The following is a 19,675-nucleotide window of genomic DNA, read 5'->3' on the forward strand; positions in this document are numbered from 1 at the left end:
CGGCCGTCCCGACGATCAGGTGCCGTTGCGTACGCGACGAAGGAGCAAGCAACGGTGCCTGATCGTCGGGACCGGTGGGGCCGCGAACTCGAGCGCGCCAGCGCTCCTAAGACCGAGCTAGGGCCTGCTTCACCTGGGCGAGCGTGGGGTTGGTCGCCGTGGAACCGTCGCGGTATTTCACCGTCGGGACCACGTGGTTGCCGTTGTTGACGCTGCCGACGAAATCGGCCGAGGCGGGGTCCTCTTCGATGTCGATCACCGTGTAGGTGATGCCCGCCTCGTCGAGCTGGGTCTTGAGGCGGCGGCAGTAGCCGCACCAGGTGGTGGAGTACATCGTCAGGTCAGGGGTTGTTTCGCTCACGCGATGTGCAACGTCTCGACCGGCCCTGGTGTTCCGGCCGGGTTCTTGTCGGCGGGCGCTGTCATGATGGTGGCCGTGTCAGCACTCGATCTCGCCGCCCTCGACCCGGAACAGGCCGCCGCGGTGCGGGCACCGAGGGGACCGGTGTGTGTGCTCGCGGGGGCGGGTACCGGCAAGACCAGGACCATCACCCATCGCATCGCACACCTGATCGCGGGCGGTCACGTGAAGGCCGACCAGGTCCTGGCGGTGACGTTCACCGCGCGCGCCGCGGGGGAGATGCGCGGCAGGCTGCGGGCGATGGGCCTCGGCGGTGACGCCGGGCAGGTGCAGGCACGCACCTTCCACGCGGCGGCGCTGCGCCAGCTGCGGTACTTCTGGCCACAGGTCGTGGGCGATGTGCCGTGGCGGTTGCTCGACAGCAAGTTCCCCGTGGTCGCGCAGGCCGCCAACCGGGCGGGGCTGGGCAGCTCGACCGAACTGATCCGCGACCTGCTCAGCGAGATCGAGTGGGCCAAGGCCTCGCTGATCGCCCCGGAGGACTATCCGGCGGCCGCCGCGAAATACCACCGCGACGCCCCCGTCGAGGTCACCCGGGTGGCCCAGGTCTACGCCGGGTACGAGTCGGCGAAGACCTCCGCCGACGGCCTGCTGCTCGACTTCGACGACCTGCTGCTGCACACCGCCGCCGCGCTGGAGGACTACCCGGCTGTCGCCGACGAATTCCGCGGCCGGTACCGCAGTTTCGTCGTCGACGAGTACCAGGACGTCACGCCGCTGCAGCAGCGGGTGCTCGACGCCTGGCTCGGCGAGCGCGACGACCTCACCGTCGTCGGTGACGCCAACCAGACCATCTACTCCTTCACCGGCGCCACCCCCAACTACCTGCTCGACTTCTCCCGCCGCTTCCCCGACGCCACCGTCATCCGGCTCGAACGCGACTATCGCTCCACCCCGCAGGTGGTGTCGCTGGCCAATCGGGTGATCGGGGCCGCGCGCGGCCGCATCGCGGGCACGCGGCTGGCGCTCGTCGGGCAGCGACCCGACGGCCCGGAACCCGAATTCGCCGAGTACCCCGATGTGCCCGCCGAGGCCGCGGCCGTCGCGGGCAAGATCAAGAAGCTGATCGCCGCGGGCACACCGGCAGCCGAGATCGCGGTGCTCTACCGGATCAACGCCCAGTCCGAACCGTTCGAACAGGCGCTCAACGAGCGCGGTATCCCGTTCCAGGTGCGCGGCGGCGAAGGGTTCTTCCAGCGCCAAGAGGTGCGCCAGGCCGTACAGAAGCTGCGCCAGGCCGATACCCGCGACGACCTGCCCGACGAGGCGCGCAGCGGCGGCGGGCTCATCACGCTTGTCCGCGCGGAGCTGGCCTCGGTCGGACTCACCGCCGAGGAACCCGCCGGCGCCCAGGCCAAGGAACGCTGGTCGGCGCTGCTCGCGCTGGTACAGCTCACCGAGGAACTCGTCGGCCACGACCCCGAGATCGACCTCACCGGTCTGCTTCGCGAGCTCGCCACCCGCGCCGAGGCCAAACACCCGCCGACCGTCGAAGGCGTCACGCTGGCGTCGCTGCATGCCGCCAAGGGCCTGGAATGGGATGCGGTGTTCCTCGTCGGCGTCAGCGACGGCACGCTCCCGATCCAGCACGTGCTCGGCGACGACGGCAGCCCGGCCGACCAGGCAGGCCTGGAAGAGGAACGCCGGCTGCTCTACGTGGGTGTTACCCGCGCGCGCGAACACCTCATGGTCTCGTGGTCGCTGGCCCGCGCCGAGGGCGGCCGACGGGTGCGCAGGCGTTCCCGGTTCCTCAATGGCCTCGTCCCCGACGACTCGCCCGCCTCGCGCATCGCCGCGACGGCCACGGGTCCCAAGGACGCCGACGGCAAACGCCCGCTGTGCCGGGTCTGCGCGAAACCGCTGATCGGCACCTACGCCTCGATGCTCGGCCGCTGCAGGCGCTGCCCGGCCGAACTCGACGCCGACTTGCTCGCGGCCCTGCAGGAGTGGCGCGCGGAGAAGGCGGAGGTCCTGCGCGTGCGCGACTTCGTGGTGTTCACCGACACCACCCTCACCGCCATCGCCGAACAGCTCCCCGCCGACGACAAGGGGCTGGCGGCTATCGCGGGCATCGGCCCGAAGAAGATCGAGCAGTACGGCGCCGACGTGCTCGCGATTGTCGCGTCGCGGATGCGGGCAAAGACACAAAACCCCAGGTAGAAAATAGGTTGTTCGCTTATCGATCTTTGCCTATGGTGGACAGCACGCACCGAGAGTGATCTCGGCGCGCGGAAACTATCAGCACACGAGTTCAGGAGGGAGGCAGTCAGATGAACAGCAACACCGCATTCGTCGCGATGGGCAATCGCGACCTGGTGAACGAATTCATGGTGTCCGCCTCCCGGGGGGTCCTCGCTCTGCAGGGGACCGGTCTGTCCGGCGTCGATACCAACGCTGTCCCGATGACTGTCATGCATCAGCACAGCCCTGTTCGTCTCCAGGACAAGCCCATTGTGGGTTGGCAGCCGACCGCCGTTCCGGCATCGGCAGACACGTTCGCCGATGAGGCCGGATATGCACCGGCGATCTTCGGCGGCGCAACCCGCCTCCGCGTCCACCCAGCGACCGTGCTCAGGTCTCGACACAGATGTCGAACTAGGTAGGAATTCCTCCCTAGACCTCCTGGCCACGGATCGCGAGAAGCGAAATCCGTGGCCATTGTTTTCGGCTCCTCAGCCGCAGGCTCCGGGTTCGCACACCGAACACCACGACCGCTGCAACGAGCTGAAGGAGAACGACGTGTTCACCGCCCAGGACTGGCCGACGGCCACTACTGACGTGACATGCCGAACCGTGGCGCAGACCCCTCGCGTCCGTGAGGTCACCACCAAGACCCTGCCCTGCCGGGCCGGAAACCCCGATCTGTGGTTCGCCGAGAGCCCCACCGATCTCGAGCAGGCCAAGCAGCTGTGCGCCTCCTGCCCGATCCGTAAGGGCTGCCTGACGGCGGCCATCGACCGCGGTGAGCCGTGGGGTGTCTGGGGCGGTGAGATCTTCGACCAGGGTGTCGTGATCGCCCGCAAGCGCCCGCGCGGTCGCCCGCGCAAGGTCGCGATCCCGGCATGAGCGGTCAGCGGCCGGAGGCGGCAGCGGAGTGTAACCACGTAGGCCGCCCGAACATGCCGCATGAACACCGCATGAACCCGGGAAAAGGGTTGTACCGCAAGCGAACCGCTCACCGTGCGTCGGTGGGCGGTTCGTTTGTTCTGTGCGGCTAGGAGGCTTGCTCCGCCGGGAAGCCGGGCACCCAGGTGCGGACAAGCCGCATGAAACCCAGTTCCGCGTCGAGCTGGGCGAGGATGCCGACGGAGCCGCCGAGTACCCGGAAGACCATCACATATTCCGCCGGAAGTTGCAGCGCCCGAGCGGTTTTCATCTCCGGACTGGAGAATTCCGACGCCTTGCCCGCGACCCGCTGCATCCAGGCCCTGGTGAAGTGGAAGGTGTCGGTGCGGATCGGGTCGCTGAACGGGCGCAGGTAGGCCTCGATCTCCTCGTGCGTCACCTTGCGACCCGGAATCACCCAGCCGTGCTCGTAGAGCAGCCGGGTGAGGGCCTCGTGGTCCTCGGCGACCGCGAGCGCCAGCATCTCGCCGAGGATGCGGGGAAAGCCGTCGGGCATCGGAGCGCAGGCACCGAAGTCGAGGACCGCCAGCTTGCCGTCGGGGCGCACGAGGAAGTTACCCGGATGGGGGTCGCCGTGCAGCAGGCCGGCCAGCTCGGGGGAGGAGAAGTGGAAGGTGCCCATCAACTCGGCGATCCGATTGCGTTGCGCGCGGGTGCCTTCCGGGTCCTCGGCGCCCGCCTTGATCAGCGCCGAGACCGGTGTGCCGTCCAGCCATTCGGTGACGATCACCTTCGGCGCACCCGCCACGACCTTGGGGACCACGATGTGCGGGTGCCCGTCGAAGGCGGCGGCGAAGCGGCGCTGGTTGGCCGCCTCGATGCGATAGTCGAGCTCTTCCTCGGTGCGTTCGGTGATCTCGGCGAGCAGCGGCTTCACGTCCGCGCCGGGGATCACCGACGCCAGCAGACCCGACATCCGCGACAGTGTCTTCAGGTCGGCACGCAGCGCCTCGTCGGCACCGGGGTACTGCACCTTCACCGCCACCGCGCGCCCATCCGACCACACCGCCCGGTGCACCTGACCGATGCTGGCCGACGCGGCGGGGGTGTCGTCGAAGGACTGGAAACGATCACGCCACTTGGTGCCGAGCTGCTGGTCCAGGACCCGGTGCACCGTTTCGATCGGCATCGGCGGTGCGGCGGCCTGCAACTTGGTGAGGGCCTCGCGATAGTGCTCACCGAATTCCTCCGGCACGGCGGCTTCCATCACACTCAGGGCCTGGCCGAACTTCATCGCGCCACCCTTGAGTTCACCGAGCACGGCGAACAACTGCTCGGCGGCCTTCTGGTTCAATCCGGCGTTGATCTGCTGCTTGTCACCCCCGACGAGCTTCTTGCCGAACCCGACGGCGGCTCGCCCCGCGATGCCGAGCGGAATTTTGGCCAACTTGGCATTGCGGCTTGAGCTGCGGCGCACGATCTCGGACACGCTACCCATCATGGCCGAACCTGCGGCCGCTGTGCCATGGGAATGCTCACACCGGCGATCATCGGGCCACCTCCGCGCGATGACCGGCCAGTGTCCGGCAGCCGCACTCCGTGTGCGGTGGCCACGGTCTGCGGTGCAGTTCGTGCGAATCGAGGTCGAGTTCCATGGTGGCGTCCAGGGTCGCGGGTCGTCGTCGCGGTGAGCATTCGACGATGGCTTCCAGCTCGCCGAGCGCCAGTGCGGCGGTCGCCGCCACGCCGGCGGGGGAGGCGTGGCCGGTGCGGCCCAGCAGTTGCGCCGCCAGGTGCGGCCAGTCGTGGTCGAGGCCCGCACGGGTGAGGTCGGCACACCGCAGACAGCTGGTCTGACCGGGTAGGACGAGGGGACCGACGACGCCGATACCGTCGCGCACCCGCACCTGCAGGTGCGGCACCCGGCGCAACACCAGGTCGACCGACAGGCGCGGGTCGATCATCAGCGCGTCGGTGAGTACCACCAGATCGCAACCGGGGGCACCGACCACCACCTCGGGGCGGAACGTGCGCGATCGAGAGGGCCGCAAACCCATGCGGCGCAACCCGATCGTCACCGCGTCCGACAACGGGCCGAGCCCGTGCACGGTGATCGACCGGATCTTGGCCTGTTTGCGCTCGGGTTGCAGCAGCAGGCCCGCCCGGTCGATCGCGGTGAGCAACGCGACGGTGCGATCGGGGGAGATACCGAATTCTCCGGCGCGCCAGATGATCTGCGGCCGGGACTGCAGACCGTCGAGCAGCCGGAGGAAGGCGAGCACCGTGCCGGTGTCGAGCTCGGTGGTCTCGAGGACGAGCGCGCGTTCGGGGTCCCAGCCCAGTTGCACCGTGCCCGATGGCCGGACCAGGGTGGTCACCCTCGGGTGCAGCATCGGGCCGCGCAGTGGTGTTGTGGTCGTCATGCCAGAAGTATCGGCATCGCCTGGAATGCGACCAGGGCCCGAAAGCCCAGTTATCCACAGGTTTTGGGCGTGTCGTTTCGGCGATCTCACCTTGTGAACAGACGATGTTCCGCCCGTCGTCACGGCGATTCGAGACGACGCCACGCCGAAAAGCCGTGTCGCGCAACCGCCGACGGAAAGTTGTTCACCGCCGGTGGTCGCGCACCGTCACGAGTGGTCGGAGTCCGGGTCGTCGCCGGTGTCGTCGGACTTCTTCTCGTCCTGCTGCGCCTGGTCGCGCTCGCGGGCCTCGGTCTCGGCGAGCTGGGCCAGTGGATCGTCGAAAGCGCCTGTGCCGCCGCCGATCACGGAGTCGATGAACCCGGCGGGGGAGTCGAGGTCGGTGGAATCGGGCAGCAGGTCGGGGTGTGCCCACACTCCGTCGCGACGCTCCATGCCCGCGTCGTCGGTGAGCCTGCGCCACAGCGCCGAGGCCTCACGCACCTTGCGCGGTCGCAGCTCGAGACCGACCAGCGTCGCGAAGGTCTGCTCGGCGGGCCCACCGGTCGCGCGGCGACGACGCAGCGTCTCCGACAGCGCCGTCGCACCGGGCAAACGCTCGCCGACCGCGTCGGCGACCACCACGTCGACCCAGCCCTCGATCAGCGCCAGCAGCGTCTCCAGCCGTTCCAGCGCGGCCTTCTGCTCGGGCGTGGTCTGCGGTTCGAAGGTGCCCTGCGAGAGCAGTTCCTCCAGCTTGGACGGATCGCTGAGCATCATCGGATCGATGTTCTGCGCGGCGTCCTCCAGCGCGGAGAAGTCCATCTTGATGCCGCGCGCGTACGCCTCGACCGCCCCGAGCACCTGCTGACGCAGCCACGGCACATGCGCGAAGAGCCGCTGGTGCGCGGCCTCCCGCGCGGCGAGGAACACCATGATCTCGCTCTCGGGCTGCTCGAGTCCCTCGCTGAACGAGGCGATCGCGCTCGGCAGCAGCGCGGCGGTTCCGGCCGGTCCGAGGGGCAGACCGATATCGGTGGAGGTGAGCACCTCCTTGGCCAGCTGACCGAGCGCCTGGCCCAGCTGCGAACCGAACGCGAGCCCGCCCATCTGACCGAGCATGCCGACCATCGGACCGGCGAACTGCTTGGCCTCCTCGGGCAACTGCGCGGTCCACATGCCCGAGATCTGCTCGGCCACCGGGTCGCACAGGCGCTTCCAGGTGGGCAGCGTCTCCTCGATCCAGTCGTTGGCCGTCCAGGCCACGGTCTTGCTCGCACCTGCCGGAAGGACGGTCGAACCGTCGAGCCACAGCTCGGCCAGGTGCGCCGCGTCGGCGACGGCGGAGGAGGTCTTCGCGGCGATCGGTGCGACGGTGGCACCGAGTTGCTGACGCGCCAGCCGCTTGGCCACGTCGTAGTTGACCGGGCCGGACTGGGCGCCGCCGGGGGCGCCACCCTGGCTCATGCCGCTGATCATCTGGCCGAGCTGGGTCAGCATCTGACCCAGCTGCGACGGGTCGAAACCGCCCGTGCCGCCCGCCCCGAAACCGAACGGATCCGATCCGCCGGGTCCGTTCGCCTCGTCGCGACGCTTACCGGACTCGTCGTCGTCGCGGTTCGAGAAGCCGAAGGGGAGATCGCTCATGCCTCTTACGTTACGCGGGACCTGCCGGTCCACGGTGTTCGCGCATCGCGAAATCCTCGGCGGGCCCGACGGCGCAAAAGCGTGGCACTGCCGTCGCCCGGCGAAGGTGATCACTACTGTGGTCGGAGTGAATCGTCGGATCCTCACCCTGATCGTGGCCCTGGTACCCGTCCTCGTGCTCGGCGTGGTCGGCAGTGTGGTCACCGTCCCGTTCGTCGCACTCGGCCCCGGCCCCACCTTCGACACCCTCGGCCAGGTCGACGGTAAGCAGGTGGTCGACGTCACGGGCGCACCCCTCGATCCGACCACCGGTCAGCTCAATATGACCACCGTTTCGGTGCGCGACGAGCTGAACCTGTTCGAAGCGTTCGGCTTCTGGGTGAGCGGTGAGCACGGACTCGTCCCGCGCGCCGAGGTGTACCCGCCCGGCGTGTCGCGCGAAGAGGTGGACAAGTCCAACCAGCAGGACTTCAAGGACTCCGAGAGCAATGCCGAGGTCGCCGCGCTGCACCACCTGAAGCTGCCGACGGTGGTCCTGGTGCGCGGTGTCGTCGAGGACGGCCCGGCCAAGGACATCCTCGCCGCCGACGATCAGATCATCAGCATCGATGGCAAGCCCATCACCGCACCGCAGGAAGTGATCGACCTGGTCGGCACCAAGCGTCCCGGCGACGTCATCCGCGTGGTCTACCGCCGCGGCGACGTCGAACAGACCACTCCCATCACCCTGGCCGCGCGCCCCGACGACGGCGAAAAAGGCTACCTGGGCATCGGCCTGGGCGAGGGCGGGCGTCCGCCGCTGAAGGTGGAGTTCAACCTCGCCGACATCGGCGGTCCCTCGGCCGGGCTCATGTTCAGCCTCGCCCTGATCGACAAGCTGTCACCCGGTGAACTCAACGGCGGCAAGTTCGTCGCGGGCACCGGAACCATCGACCAGGAGGGCAAGGTCGGCCCGATCGGCGGCATCCAGTACAAGATGATCGCCGCGCGTGAGGCGGGCGCCGAAACCTTCCTCGTGCCCGCCGCCAACTGCAACGAGGCAGCTCAGCGCATCCCGGAGGGGCTGCGACTGGTGAAGGTCGACACCCTCGACACCGCGATCACCGCCCTGTCCGACATCGAAGCGGGCCGCGAACCCCTCAGCTGCAGTTGACATGGTGGCCGGCGCCGCGGTCGATCACTCGAGAGTGTGGTGCAGGGCCTCGACGAGGCCCGGTGCCAGGTTCGGGTAGGTGCGCAGGTCGAGGTCGCCGAAGCCGTCGTCGTCCTCGGGGCGGATCTGCAGCAGGCACAGCGACGCGCCCTGGCGCAACACGCCCGCGATGAGGCGGGCATCGCGGCGGCCCGGGTGGGCGTGGGCGGCGGCGCGCCCGGCGGCGTCGGCGGCTTCGTCGTCGGCGAGCAGCGGAACGAGCGCCTCGTCCAGATCGCTCTCCGCGTCCGGCGGCAGCACCACGATCTCCTGGACGAGCACGCAGCCCTCGACCGCGGGCGGCCAGGTGGTGGTGGCCAGGAATTCGTCGAGCGCCATCGAACCGCCGGTGATGTCGTCGGGGAAGGCTTCCTGGGCCACCGGTGTCAGTTCGCTGCCGTCGTCGAGCTGATCCTGCAGATCCGGTTCGGCCGCGGCCAGGTCGGCGGTCGGCACCAACGCGAACATCTGCGGCGGATTGCCCCAGCCCTCGGCGTCGGCGAACTCGACGACCTCGCGCACACAGCGGGCGAGGAGAACTTCGGCGTGCTCGTCATCGGTCACCCGACCATCCAATCATTTTCGGCCCTGCCGCTTGCACGGTGTCCGATTTCCGTAGAGTGGGCGCCAACGATCCCGAACAGGATCACCCGCAACATCGGACTGCGGTGTCCGCGCCCGGAATCGGTCGCGGAACCGCCGGAGCATGGAGAGTGGCACCGTGGGCATGCGGCCCCCCACCGGCTTACCTTCGTTGTCCCGACGCAGCCGTGTGCTGCTGGTGACGGCTGTCGTCCTCGCGGCGCTGCTGCTGCTCGGGCCCCGCCTCACCGACGCCTATACCAACTGGTTGTGGTTCGGCGAGGTCGGCTATCGCAGTGTGTATCTGGGCGTGTTGCGCACCAGATTCATCTTGTTCGTCGTGATCGGCCTGTTCGTCGGGCTCGTGGTGTGGGCGGCGCTGCTGCTCGCCTACCGTTCGCGTCCGGTGTTCGTGCCGGTCGCCGGGCCCAACGATCCGATCGCGCGCTACCGCACCACCGTGATGGCGCGACTGCGCTGGTTCGGCATCGGCATCCCGGTGCTGCTCGGCCTGCTGTCGGGCCTGGTGGCGCAGTCGAATTGGGCGACGGTGCAGATGTTCCTGCACGGCGGCGACTTCGGTCAGCAGGACCCGCAGTTCCATCTCGACATCGGCTTCTACACCTTCGACCTGCCGTTCTACCGGATGGTGCTGAACTGGCTGTTCGTCGCGGTTGTCATCGCGTTCTTCGCGAACCTGGTGACCCACTACGTGTTCGGCGGGCTGCGCCTGGCCGGACGCGAGGGCGCGCTCACCCGTGCCGCGCGGGTGCAGCTGGCCGTGATCGCCGGGATCTTCGTGCTGCTCAAGGCCGTGGCGTACTGGTTCGACCGGTACGACCTGCTGTCGAGCACACGCAAGGAACCCACCTTCAGCGGTCCGTCGTTCACCGACATCAACGCGGTACTGCCTGCCAAGCTGATCCTGCTGTCCATCGCGGTGATCTGCGCGATCGCGTTCTTCGCCGGCATCGTGCTGCGCGATCTGCGGGTGCCGGCGATGGCGGCGGCGCTGCTTGTGCTCTCCTCGATCCTGGTCGGGGCGGTGTGGCCGATGGTCGTGGAGCAGTTCTCGGTGCGACCCAACGCCGCCGAGAAGGAAAGCCAGTACATCGAGCGCAATATCCAGGCCACGCGCGAGGCTTACGGCATCACCGACGACAAGGTCGAGTATCGCGACTACCAGGGTGTGAGCACGAAGAGCCCGCTCGAGGTCCCCGCCGACGCGGCGACCATCGGCAATGCCCGGCTGCTCGACCCGAACATCCTCTCGCCCACGTTCACCCAGCTGCAGCAGCGCAAGAACTTCTACGGCTTCCCGGAGTCGCTCGACATCGACCGCTACAACGTCAACGGAGAGTTGCAGGACTACATCGTCGCCGCGCGCGAGCTGCATCCGGCGGCACTGTCGGGTAACCAGAAGGACTGGATCAACCAGCACACCGTCTACACCCACGGCAACGGTTTCGTCGCCGCACCCGCCAACCGCGTGAACAAGCCGCAGTCCGACGCGCAGAGCGCATCGGGTGGCAGCGACTCGGGGTATCCGCTGTTCACGGTGAGCGACCTGTTCACCGAGAAGGACAAGCAGCAGATCAAGGTCGACCAGCCGCGCATCTACTTCGGCGAACTGATCTCCCAGACCGACCCCGACTACGCCATCGTCGGCGCGGCCGAGGGTGAGGCGCCGCGCGAATACGATTCCGACACCGCGCAATTCACCTACGACGGCAGCGGCGGCGTGCCGGTGGGCAACTGGTTCAACCGGTTGGCCTTCGCCGCCAAGTACGCCGAGCGCAACATCCTGTTCTCCTCGGCGATCAGCGACGACTCCAAGATCCTGTTCAACCGGTCGCCGCGCGACCGGGTGCAGAAGGTGGCGCCGTGGTTGACCACCGACGGCAACGCCTACCCGGCGGTCGTCGGTGAGCGCATCGTGTGGATCGTCGATGCCTACACCACCCTCGACAAGTACCCCTACGCGCAGTCGACCTCGCTCGACGGCGCGGTCGAGGACAGCATCGACAAGAAGACCGGCCGGGCTATCCCGCGCAAGGAGGTCAGCTACATCCGCAACTCGGTGAAGGCCACCGTCGACGCCTACGACGGCACCGTCACCCTGTACGAGACCGACACCAACGACCCGGTGCTCAACGCCTGGCAGGGTGTCTTCCCGGACGCGGTGAAGCCCGAGAGCGAGATCTCGGCGGAACTGCGCGCCCACTTCCGCTACCCGGAAGACCTGTTCAAGGTGCAGCGCGAGATGCTCACCAAGTACCACGTGGACAACCCGCGCGAGTTCTTCACCAACAACGCCTTCTGGTCGGTGCCGAGCGATCCCACGATCGAGGGCGGCAACTTCAAACAGCCGCCGTACTACGTGCTGCTGGGCGACCCGAAGACGAACCGGCCGGTGTTCAATCTGACCTCGCCGATGGTCGGCTACAACCGTGAATACCTCTCGGCCTACATCTCGGTGCGGTCGGATCCGGAGGGTTACGGCAAGTTCACGGTGCTGCAGCTACCGGGCGAGACGCAGACGCAGGGTCCGCAGCAGACGCAGAACTCGATGACCACCGCCGACGCGGTGTCACGGGAGAAGACGCTGTTGTCGAACTCGAACAAGATCCGCTACGGCAATCTGCTCACCCTGCCGGTGGCCGACGGCGGCATCCTGTACGTGGAACCGTTCTACAACGAACGCAACACCGGTTCGTCGACGTTCCCGCAGCTGCTGCGCGTGCTGGTGAGCTACCGCGACTCCGGTGGCGGTGTGAAGGTGGGTTACGCGGCGACCCTGGCCGATGCGCTCAATCAGGTGATCCCGGGCGCCGGTTCGCTGGCGACACCGTTCGGCGGCGACCCGTCGGTGAAGCCGAAACCGGGGGCGACCCCGCCGGTCGACCAGGGCTCGACTCCGCCCGCCGGTGGCGTCGTTCCGCCGCCGCCCGCGACGGGCACCCCGTCGACGCCGACTCAGGAAGCCGCTGCGGCCGAGCTGAGCCGCAAGATCGAGGCGGTGCGCACCGCGATGCGCACGGGCAACTTCGCCGATTTCGGTAAGGCGCTCGAGGAACTGGACAAGGCCGTGCAGGCCTACCAGGACGCGGGCGGCCGGTAACGGTCCGCGACACAAGAAGGCCCCGCCGGACTCGGCGGGGCCTTCTTGCTGCAGGGGGAAACGAGTGGATCAGCCGGCGATCTGTGCGATCAGCGGGGCGTTGGCGTTGAGCAGGTCCTGGTACTGACCGGCGACACCGTACTGCTCGGCCAGGGCGCGGCCCGCGGCGGTCGCCTGGTCGACGGCGGCGCGCACCTCGCTGGGGGCCTCGGCGGGCAGCTCGACCGGCAGCTCGACGGCAGGCTCTTCGATCGGGGCCGGGATGTGCTCGGGCTCGGCGGCCTGGAGGTACTTGCCGCAGTGCGGCCATGCGCCGACACCCTGGGTGGCGAGCACGTTCTCCGCGACGCGGATCTGCTCTTCCTTGCTCGCGGTGTGGGCCGAGCCCTGTCCGCCGTTGGCAGCCCAGGTGCTCTGCGAGAACTGCAGGCCACCGTAGTAACCGTTGCCGGTGTTGATGCCCCAGTTGCCGCCGCTCTCGCACTGGGCGACGCCGTCCCAGTTGTGGGCGGCGGCGGAGGCGGTGCCGGTGGCGAGGCTGAACGGAACGGCAACCAGGGCGCCGGTGACGGCGGCGACGCCGAGGGCACGGGTGCGGAATTTCCGGGTTTCAGTCATGGGGGAGACGCTAACCAAGAATTGCGCGCCGATCACATCTTGATAACGGACACATTGTGTGATTGGAACAGTTGTCTTTTCGAGGTTTATGCCGCGTATCCGGCGGGAATACATAAGTGCCGAGTGGTTTGTGATCGCACCGTTATGTGCCCGAGATCACGGCGAAATAGTGATCCCGGTCACCGATCCAGATGTCCGGTCCGGGTTTGACCAGATTCGGGTGATGGTCATCACAATTGAGCGCTCTGTCGACGACCCCATGTTCGCGAAGATCGCTCCGCAACCGCGAAAAACCCGGCCTGACCTGACGATTTGGCATCTACGCTAACCCCTGTGTAATGTTGTATTCACCGACGCGGGGTGGAGCAGCTCGGTAGCTCGCTGGGCTCATAACCCAGAGGTCGCAGGTTCAAATCCTGTCCCCGCTACAAACGAAGACGGTCCTGACCAAACGGTCAGGACCGTCTTCTTTTTTTGTCCAGGCGCCGGACGGCTGAGTCTTGCGACCCTGTTGACCGTCACCGTTCCCGCTGTTCACCGTCGGTGACATGTACAAGGGCGCAGCCGACACCGTGTTCCCCAGGGATTCCCCGGCATAGGTTCGAGACGGCCTCGATGGCCGCGTGGGGTCGACCGCCCCGCGCTTCGGCTGATGCTCCTGGGGAGGGACCACATGTCGCGGCCCGGTAGTTTGCGAACCTGCGCGATCACCGCGCTCGCCGTCGCGGCGGCGATCACGGCAGCCCCGGCCTGGGCAGGGCCGTCGCTGGTCGACGACGTCCTGCCGGCCCCCTCGCTGCCCGCGGCGTCCACACAGCTGGTCAAGGACATGCCCGCCGACGTCGCCGCCCTGTGGCAAGCCACCCGCGCGACCCCCACCGGCGACCCCCTGTTCGACGCGTGGCCCGCCGACCTCGCGGACCGGCGCCCGGGCGAGATCATCGAACAGCGCGATGTGACGGCCACGGCGGCGCCGTTCGCGGTCGTGCCGATCCAGCAGGCCGTGCTGCTGAAGTTCCGCACGACCGACTCGCGCGGTGCGCCGTCCTTCGCGACCGCGACCCTGCTCATTCCCACCGCTGCGCCCCCGTCCGGAACGACCAGACAGGTGGTGGTCAACGCACTGCCGATCAACTCGCTCGGCGCGTCCTGCACGCCGGGATACGGGCTCGCCCACGGTGCACACCCGAAATTCAACATGGGCGACCTCTTCCCACCGACGATGGCCTGGGCGCTGGACCGGGGCCATGCGGTACTCGTGCCCGATCACGAGGGACCGTTGATGGCGTACGCGGAACCCACGGTCGCCGGGCACGCGGTGCTCGACGCGATCCGCGCGGTGCGCGCGGTGCGCCCCGAGGTATTCGGCGACAGCCGGTTCGCCGTCGGCGGATACTCCGGCGGCGCGATCGCCGCCTACGGCGCCGCCGTGCTGCAACCCGAATACGCGCCCGAACTGGGCGACGCGCTCGCCGGGGTCGCCATGGGTGGGCTGATCAGCGACTACCCCGCCATCGCCGCCCGCTTCAACGGCAGCTTCGCCTCCGGAATCCTGATGGCCGCGGGCTTCGCCGTCGCCCGCGAACACCCCGCCCTGCTCGCCCAGCTGAACCATCTCGGTCAGTGGGTGGCGACCTCGCCGATCCGCGACCTCTGCGGCGACAGCAACGGTCCGCTCGGTCTGCTCGGCCTGCCGGTGGACGTCGGGATGTCACCACCGAACCCGCTCGCCTCCGACGCGATCCGGGAGATCTTCACACGCACCGACCTGAGCGGCCGCACCGCCGACGCGCCGCTGTACATCTATCACGGCCAATTCGATTTCGGCGTACCACCGGAGCAGGGCCTCGCCGTCGCCAGGCGGCACTGCGCCGGCGATACGCAGGTGGTCTTCCGGTCGTTGCCCACCGAACACAGCCTCGGGATGATGGCAGGTTGGCCCGGTGCGATGGAGTGGATGGATGCCCGGCTGACCGGGACACCGGCGCCGCGGGAGTGCCCCTGACCGTGGCCGTGCGGCAAAAGCCGACGGCGCCGCCCCTGGTGGGAGTCGGCGCCGTCGGCGGTAGGGCGGGTGGTCAGGCGTCGAGGTCGCTGGCCACCAGTTCCGCGATCTTGTCGAGCGTCGGCTGATCGTCGGAGCTGATGACGACCTCCGCGCCCTGACCCGCGCCGAGGGTCATGATCATCAGCGCCGACCCGGCATCGACCGGATCACCGCCCGCGAGCGCGATGGTGACGGGCACACCCGCCGCGCCGACCGCTTCCGCGATCAGGGCGGCGGGGCGCGCGTGCAGGCCGACCGAGGAGCCGACGGTGACGGTGGTGCTTGGCATGGTTTCTCCTTGTTGTCCGAGGTGACGTTGTGCGAGGGGGACTTACGCGGTGGCCAGAGCGGGTGACTTCTTGCCGGTGAACTCCTTGGCGAGGGTGACGCAGGCGGCGCCGACGACGGTGCCCGCCAGCACCGACACGATGAACCACAGCACGTGGCCGATGGCGAAGAACACGAAGATCCCGCCGTGCGGTGCGCTCAAAGTGACCTCGGTGGCCATGACCATGCCGCCGGTCACCGCGCCGCCGACCATCATCGACGGCAGCACGCGCAGCGGGTCGGCCGCGGCGAACGGGATGGCGCCCTCGGAGATGAACGAGGCGCCGAGCAGCCAGGCCGCCTTGCCGTTCTCCCGCTCGGCCTCGGTGTAGAGCCGGGGCCGCAGCGTGGTCGACAGCGCCATCGCGAGCGGCGGAACCATGCCCGCCGCCATCACCGCGGCCATGATCCGCAAGGTGGTGTTGTCGGTGACCGACAGGCCCGCGGCGGCGAACGAGTAGGCCGCCTTGTTCACCGGGCCGCCGAGGTCGAAGCACATCATCACGCCGAGGATCACCCCGAGCGCGATCGCCGAACTACCCGAAAGACCGCCGAGCCAGTCGGTGAGCGCGTCGGTGACCGCCGCCAGCGGCTTGCCGAGCAGCACGAACATCAGCACACCGACGATCAGCGAGGCCAGCAGCGGAATCACCACCACGGGCATCAGTCCGCGCGCCCACGTGGGGACGGGCAGTTTGCTCACCCACAGCGCCGCGAAACCACCGATCAGACCGCCGACGAGGCCGCCGAGGAAGCCCGCGCCGACGACGAGGGCGATCGCGCCCGCCGTGAAACCCGGCGCCAGACCCGGCCGGTCGGCGATGGCGAAGGCGATGTACCCGGCCAGCGCCGGAACGAGGAAGCCGAACGCGAGCACACCGATCTGGTTGAGCACGGCGGCGAAATAGGTGGCCAGACCGCCGTCGGGCAGGTCGGTGAGCGAATTGTTCAGCACGATGTCTTTGGCGCTGTCGGAGATCTCGTAACCGCCGAGCAGGAAACTCAACGCGATCAGCAGACCGCCCGCCGCGACGAACGGGATCATGTAGCTCACGCCGGTCAGCAGGATCTGCCGCAGCCGCGTACCCCACCCGATGCCCTTGGCCGCCGTCTCACCCGTCGCGGGTGACGCCCCGCCGACCATGGTGGCGCCGGGGGTTCGTGCGGCCGCGACCGCCTCGGCGATCATGGTGTCCGGTTCGTTGATGGCTCGTTTCACGCCGGATTCGATGACCGGTTTCCCCGCGAACCGGCTCCGATCCTTCACTCCCACATCGGTGGCGAAGATGACCGCGTCGGCGCCGGTGATGGTTCCCGGATCGAGTTTGTCCCCACCGCTGGATCCCTGCGTCTCCACCGCGAGGTCGACGCCTGCCCGTTCTGCGGCGGCGGCGAGGGAATCGGCGGCCATATAGGTGTGGGCGATGCCGGTCGGGCAGGCCGTGACCGCCACGATCTTCATCGGTGTTCCTGCGCCGGCGGTCTCACTCGCGTCGCCTCGACGAGTCGTGCCGTCGGCACCCACCGCACCACCCGTCGCCGCTTTATTCAGGTCCGTCGCGTCAGCTGGGGTAACCGCGTCACCGCTCGATGCCGCATGACCGGCGGCATCGGATGAGTCATCTCCACCGGACGCGGAAGTCGCTCCCGCACCGGTCGCTCCCGCGTCGGACGATGAGGCAGTGGCCGTACCCGCACCGACAGCATCGGTCGTGCCGGCTGCCGCTGATGCTGCGGCAGAGCTCGCACCGGTGGCACTGGTCGCACCCGCTGCCGAATCTGCCGCGCCCGCGGCTGTGGGAGCGCCGGACGCAGGCTTGGGATTGATCACCCCGTCGACCAGCGCGACAACCTCGGCGGGCGTGACAGCCGAGCGAAGGTCGTTGACGAAGGCAGGGCGGACCAGCGCCCGGGCCAGGGACGACAGCAGCTTCATGTGGTCCGCGCCCGCGCCTTCGGGGGCGGCGATGAGGAACACCAGGTCGGCCGGTCCGTCGGGTGCGCCGAAGTCGACCCCGGGAGAGAGACGGGCGAAGGCGAGCGAGGGGGCGGTGACGGCAGCGGCCCGGCAGTGCGGGATCGCGATGCCGCCGGGTAATCCGGTCGCCGATTGGGCCTCCCGGTTCAGCGCGGCTTCGCTGACGGCGCCCGCGTCGGTGGCCCGGCCCTGCGCGGCCAGCGTGCCTGCCAGTGCGGTGATGACCGATTGCTTGTCGGCGCCGAAGTCGGCGTCGAGCGTGACCAGGTCTTGGGTGATGATCGAATCGGCCATCGTCGTGTCTTTCCGGTGTCGGGTGGAGCGGGATCGAACGGGAGGTCAGCTGGTCGCGGTGTCGCCCAGTGCCTTCGGCAGCGCGTCCGGGAGCGGGTGGGCCATGACGGCTTCGAGCAGGATGTCGGCGGGGCCCGGCAGTTCCGTCCCGGGCAGCGCGGTGGCGGCGCTGCCGTAGGCGACGGCGGCGCGCAGCCGATCGGCCGGGTCGAGGCCCGCCAGATCGGCGAGCAGGTACCCGGCCAGTGCGGAATCGCCGGCGCCGACCGTGCTGCGCGCGACGATCGGCGGCGCACCGGCGAACCAGGCGCCCTCGGCGGTGACCAGCACTGCTCCCGCCGCACCGAGGGTGGCGAGCACGGCACCGACGCCGTGCTCGATCAGTGACGTGGCGGCCTGCGCCGCGGCCGTGGGATTCTCGAGGTCGACAGCGTCGAGCCCCGTGAGCTGGGCCAGCTCCTCGCTGTTCGGTTTGATGAGATCCGGTGCGGCAGAGCCCGGTTCGTCGAACAGGGCGAGCAAGGGCGCCTCGGAGGTGTCGACCGCGATCCTGGCCGAGCCGGTGGCGGACAGCTCACCCACGAGCCGCGCGTACCAATCCACGGGCACACCGGGCGGCAAGGAACCGGACAGCACGATCCACGAAGCGCCCGCGGCTGCCTCTGCCAGCGCACTGGCGAGCGCGTCGAGTTCCGGTGCTCGCAGCGGATGACCGGGTTCGTTGATTTTCGTTGTGGTGCCGTCTATTTCGGCGATCGTGAGATTGGTCCGTGGGGCGCCGACGGTCGGCACGGCACGGAACGCGATGCCCGCGCCGCGCAGTCCGCTCACCACCGGGTCGTCCTCGGTGCCCGGCAGGACGGCGAGCGCGGACACTCCGCCCGAGGTGAGCACGCGTGCCACGTTGACGCCCTTGCCGCCGGGCTGGGAGGTGACGTTCGCCGCGCGGTGCACCTGCCCTGGGCGCAGCGGTTCGGTGAGTGTCACCGTCCGGTCGACACTCGGGTTCGCGGTCAGTGTGACGATCATGCGAGCACCACTTCGATTCCCTCGGCGATCAGTTCGTCGTGTGCGGCGGGCGGTATGTCGGTGTCGGTGACCAGCACGTCGATATCGGCGGTGGTACCGAAGCTCACGAAGTCCTCGCGTCCGATCTTGGAGGCGTCGGCGACGACGACCACGCGGTCGGCGGCCGCGATCATGGCCCGTTTCACGGCGGCCTCCTCCGGGTCGGGGGTGGACAGGCCGTGCCGAACGGTGAGCGCGTTGGTGCCGACGAACGCGACGTCGACGCGTAATTCACCGAGTACGCGCAGGGTTTCGGCCCCGACGGCGGCTTGGGTGACACCGCGCACGCGCCCACCGAGCAGATGCGTCCGCACCCCGGCGTACCCGGTGAGGCGCGTGGCGACGGGCAGCGAGTTGGTGACGGCCACCAGATCCAGATCGACCGGCAGGGCGGCTGCGACCCGCGAGGTCGTCGTGCCCGCGTCGAACAGCACGCTGCCACCGGACGCGGGCAGGTAGCGCTGGGCGAGTTCGGCGATGCGGTCCTTCTCGGCGGCGCGGGTGCTGTCGCGTTCGACGGTGCCCAGCTCGATGGTGGTGAGCGCGCCCGCCCCGACCGCTCCGCCGTGCACTCGGCGGATCAGCCCGAGCCGGTCGAGTACGGCCAGGTCGCGGCGGACGGTTTCGGTGGTCACCCCGTATTTGTCGGCGAGTTCGGCGACGGAGACGCGACCGCGCTGCCCGACGAGGGTCGCGATGGCCTGTTGCCGTTCCTCGGCGTACATGGTTCCTCCGGTTCCTGAATGTGTACTCATGTTGTTTTATGCCCACTTGTGTGGCTTTGTCAACGATTTTTGGTGAGCCGAGTCACAATCGTTGCTGAAGGGTATGACGGTGCCGTGGCAGCCGGGCGAGAGAGACATCCGCATAACGCGGGCAGAACGGAAGGCGGCCGCACAGTCGGGGCCGGGA

The 19,675-nt window shown here is 68.7% G+C and carries 16 protein-coding genes and 1 tRNA gene; 7 read left to right on the plus strand and 10 right to left on the minus strand.

All coding sequences use genetic code 11. The annotated features are described in order from the left end of the window. Nucleotides 1-106: 106 nt before the first annotated feature. Nucleotides 107-334, minus strand: coding sequence for a mycoredoxin (locus tag ACWEVR_RS31990; protein ID WP_452469987.1), 228 nt, complete (start codon nucleotides 332-334; stop codon nucleotides 107-109). 90 nt (nucleotides 335-424) lie between these two features. Between ACWEVR_RS31990 and ACWEVR_RS31995 the strand changes: the two genes are divergently transcribed. From ACWEVR_RS31995 to ACWEVR_RS32005, 3 genes are all read left to right on the plus strand, one after another. Next, a complete protein-coding gene (locus ACWEVR_RS31995) occupies nucleotides 425-2,581 on the plus strand; it encodes an ATP-dependent DNA helicase UvrD2 (RefSeq protein ID WP_452469988.1) in 2,157 nt (718 codons plus the stop codon). A gap of 110 nt (nucleotides 2,582-2,691) precedes the next feature. After that, nucleotides 2,692-3,024: a hypothetical protein gene (locus ACWEVR_RS32000; RefSeq protein WP_452469954.1), complete on the plus strand. Its 333-nt coding sequence runs from the start codon at nucleotides 2,692-2,694 to the stop codon at nucleotides 3,022-3,024. A 136-nt stretch (nucleotides 3,025-3,160) separates the two neighbouring features. After that, nucleotides 3,161-3,487, plus strand: coding sequence for a WhiB family transcriptional regulator (locus ACWEVR_RS32005; RefSeq protein ID WP_279537537.1), 327 nt, complete (start codon nucleotides 3,161-3,163; stop codon nucleotides 3,485-3,487). 148 nt (nucleotides 3,488-3,635) lie between these two features. On the opposite strand, the gene ACWEVR_RS32010 is transcribed toward ACWEVR_RS32005, so the two are convergent. The 3 genes from ACWEVR_RS32010 to ACWEVR_RS32020 form a co-directional block, all read right to left on the minus strand. Continuing rightward, complete coding sequence (locus tag ACWEVR_RS32010) at nucleotides 3,636-4,985, minus strand: ABC1 kinase family protein (protein ID WP_376739939.1); 1,350 nt, start codon at nucleotides 4,983-4,985, stop codon at nucleotides 3,636-3,638. A gap of 49 nt (nucleotides 4,986-5,034) precedes the next feature. Further along, nucleotides 5,035-5,910 carry a hypothetical protein gene (locus ACWEVR_RS32015; protein ID WP_452469955.1) on the minus strand — a complete coding sequence of 292 codons (876 nt, stop codon included), beginning with the start codon at nucleotides 5,908-5,910 and terminating at the stop codon, nucleotides 5,035-5,037. 207 nt (nucleotides 5,911-6,117) lie between these two features. Then, the gene (locus ACWEVR_RS32020) at nucleotides 6,118-7,536 is read right to left on the minus strand and encodes a zinc-dependent metalloprotease (RefSeq protein ID WP_452469956.1); all 1,419 of its coding nucleotides are present in this window, start codon (nucleotides 7,534-7,536) and stop codon (nucleotides 6,118-6,120) included. A gap of 127 nt (nucleotides 7,537-7,663) precedes the next feature. Between ACWEVR_RS32020 and ACWEVR_RS32025 the strand changes: the two genes are divergently transcribed. Beyond that, nucleotides 7,664-8,689 (plus strand): YlbL family protein, encoded by a 1,026-nt coding sequence (locus tag ACWEVR_RS32025; protein WP_452469957.1) that lies wholly within the window; start codon nucleotides 7,664-7,666, stop codon nucleotides 8,687-8,689. 24 nt (nucleotides 8,690-8,713) lie between these two features. Here ACWEVR_RS32025 and ACWEVR_RS32030 read toward each other — a convergent pair whose 3' ends face one another. Then, nucleotides 8,714-9,292 (minus strand): PPA1309 family protein, encoded by a 579-nt coding sequence (locus ACWEVR_RS32030; protein WP_067491592.1) that lies wholly within the window; start codon nucleotides 9,290-9,292, stop codon nucleotides 8,714-8,716. 157 nt (nucleotides 9,293-9,449) lie between these two features. Here ACWEVR_RS32030 and ACWEVR_RS32035 point away from each other — a divergent pair, with 157 nt between their 5' ends. After that, nucleotides 9,450-12,431 (plus strand): UPF0182 family protein, encoded by a 2,982-nt coding sequence (locus ACWEVR_RS32035; protein ID WP_452469958.1) that lies wholly within the window; start codon nucleotides 9,450-9,452, stop codon nucleotides 12,429-12,431. A gap of 69 nt (nucleotides 12,432-12,500) precedes the next feature. Here the strand turns inward: ACWEVR_RS32035 and ACWEVR_RS32040 are convergent, their stop codons facing one another. Continuing rightward, nucleotides 12,501-13,049: a transglycosylase family protein gene (locus ACWEVR_RS32040; protein ID WP_452469959.1), complete on the minus strand. Its 549-nt coding sequence runs from the start codon at nucleotides 13,047-13,049 to the stop codon at nucleotides 12,501-12,503. Between the two features lie 354 nt (nucleotides 13,050-13,403). On the opposite strand from ACWEVR_RS32040, the gene ACWEVR_RS32045 reads away from it, so the two are divergent. Together ACWEVR_RS32045 and ACWEVR_RS32050 are read left to right on the plus strand one after the other, a co-directional pair. Further along, nucleotides 13,404-13,477: transfer RNA gene (locus tag ACWEVR_RS32045), tRNA-Met, on the plus strand. A 245-nt stretch (nucleotides 13,478-13,722) separates the two neighbouring features. Continuing rightward, nucleotides 13,723-15,054 (plus strand): lipase family protein, encoded by a 1,332-nt coding sequence (locus tag ACWEVR_RS32050; RefSeq protein ID WP_452469960.1) that lies wholly within the window; start codon nucleotides 13,723-13,725, stop codon nucleotides 15,052-15,054. A gap of 73 nt (nucleotides 15,055-15,127) precedes the next feature. On the opposite strand, the gene ACWEVR_RS32055 is transcribed toward ACWEVR_RS32050, so the two are convergent. From ACWEVR_RS32055 to ACWEVR_RS32070, 4 genes are read right to left on the minus strand one after another with little or no spacing between them, the layout of a single operon-like run. Then, nucleotides 15,128-15,385, minus strand: coding sequence for an HPr family phosphocarrier protein (locus tag ACWEVR_RS32055; RefSeq protein ID WP_357151226.1), 258 nt, complete (start codon nucleotides 15,383-15,385; stop codon nucleotides 15,128-15,130). A 42-nt stretch (nucleotides 15,386-15,427) separates the two neighbouring features. Then, the gene (locus ACWEVR_RS32060; RefSeq protein ID WP_452469961.1) at nucleotides 15,428-17,695 is read right to left on the minus strand and encodes a PTS fructose transporter subunit IIABC; all 2,268 of its coding nucleotides are present in this window, start codon (nucleotides 17,693-17,695) and stop codon (nucleotides 15,428-15,430) included. 45 nt (nucleotides 17,696-17,740) lie between these two features. Then, nucleotides 17,741-18,724: a 1-phosphofructokinase family hexose kinase gene (locus ACWEVR_RS32065; protein ID WP_452469962.1), complete on the minus strand. Its 984-nt coding sequence runs from the start codon at nucleotides 18,722-18,724 to the stop codon at nucleotides 17,741-17,743. Continuing rightward, nucleotides 18,721-19,488 (minus strand): DeoR/GlpR family DNA-binding transcription regulator, encoded by a 768-nt coding sequence (locus tag ACWEVR_RS32070; protein ID WP_452469989.1) that lies wholly within the window; start codon nucleotides 19,486-19,488, stop codon nucleotides 18,721-18,723. The genes ACWEVR_RS32065 and ACWEVR_RS32070 overlap by 4 nt, the downstream gene beginning before the upstream one ends. Between the last annotated feature and the right edge of the window lie 187 nt (nucleotides 19,489-19,675).

Source organism: Nocardia sp. NPDC003979 (assembly GCF_053605015.1).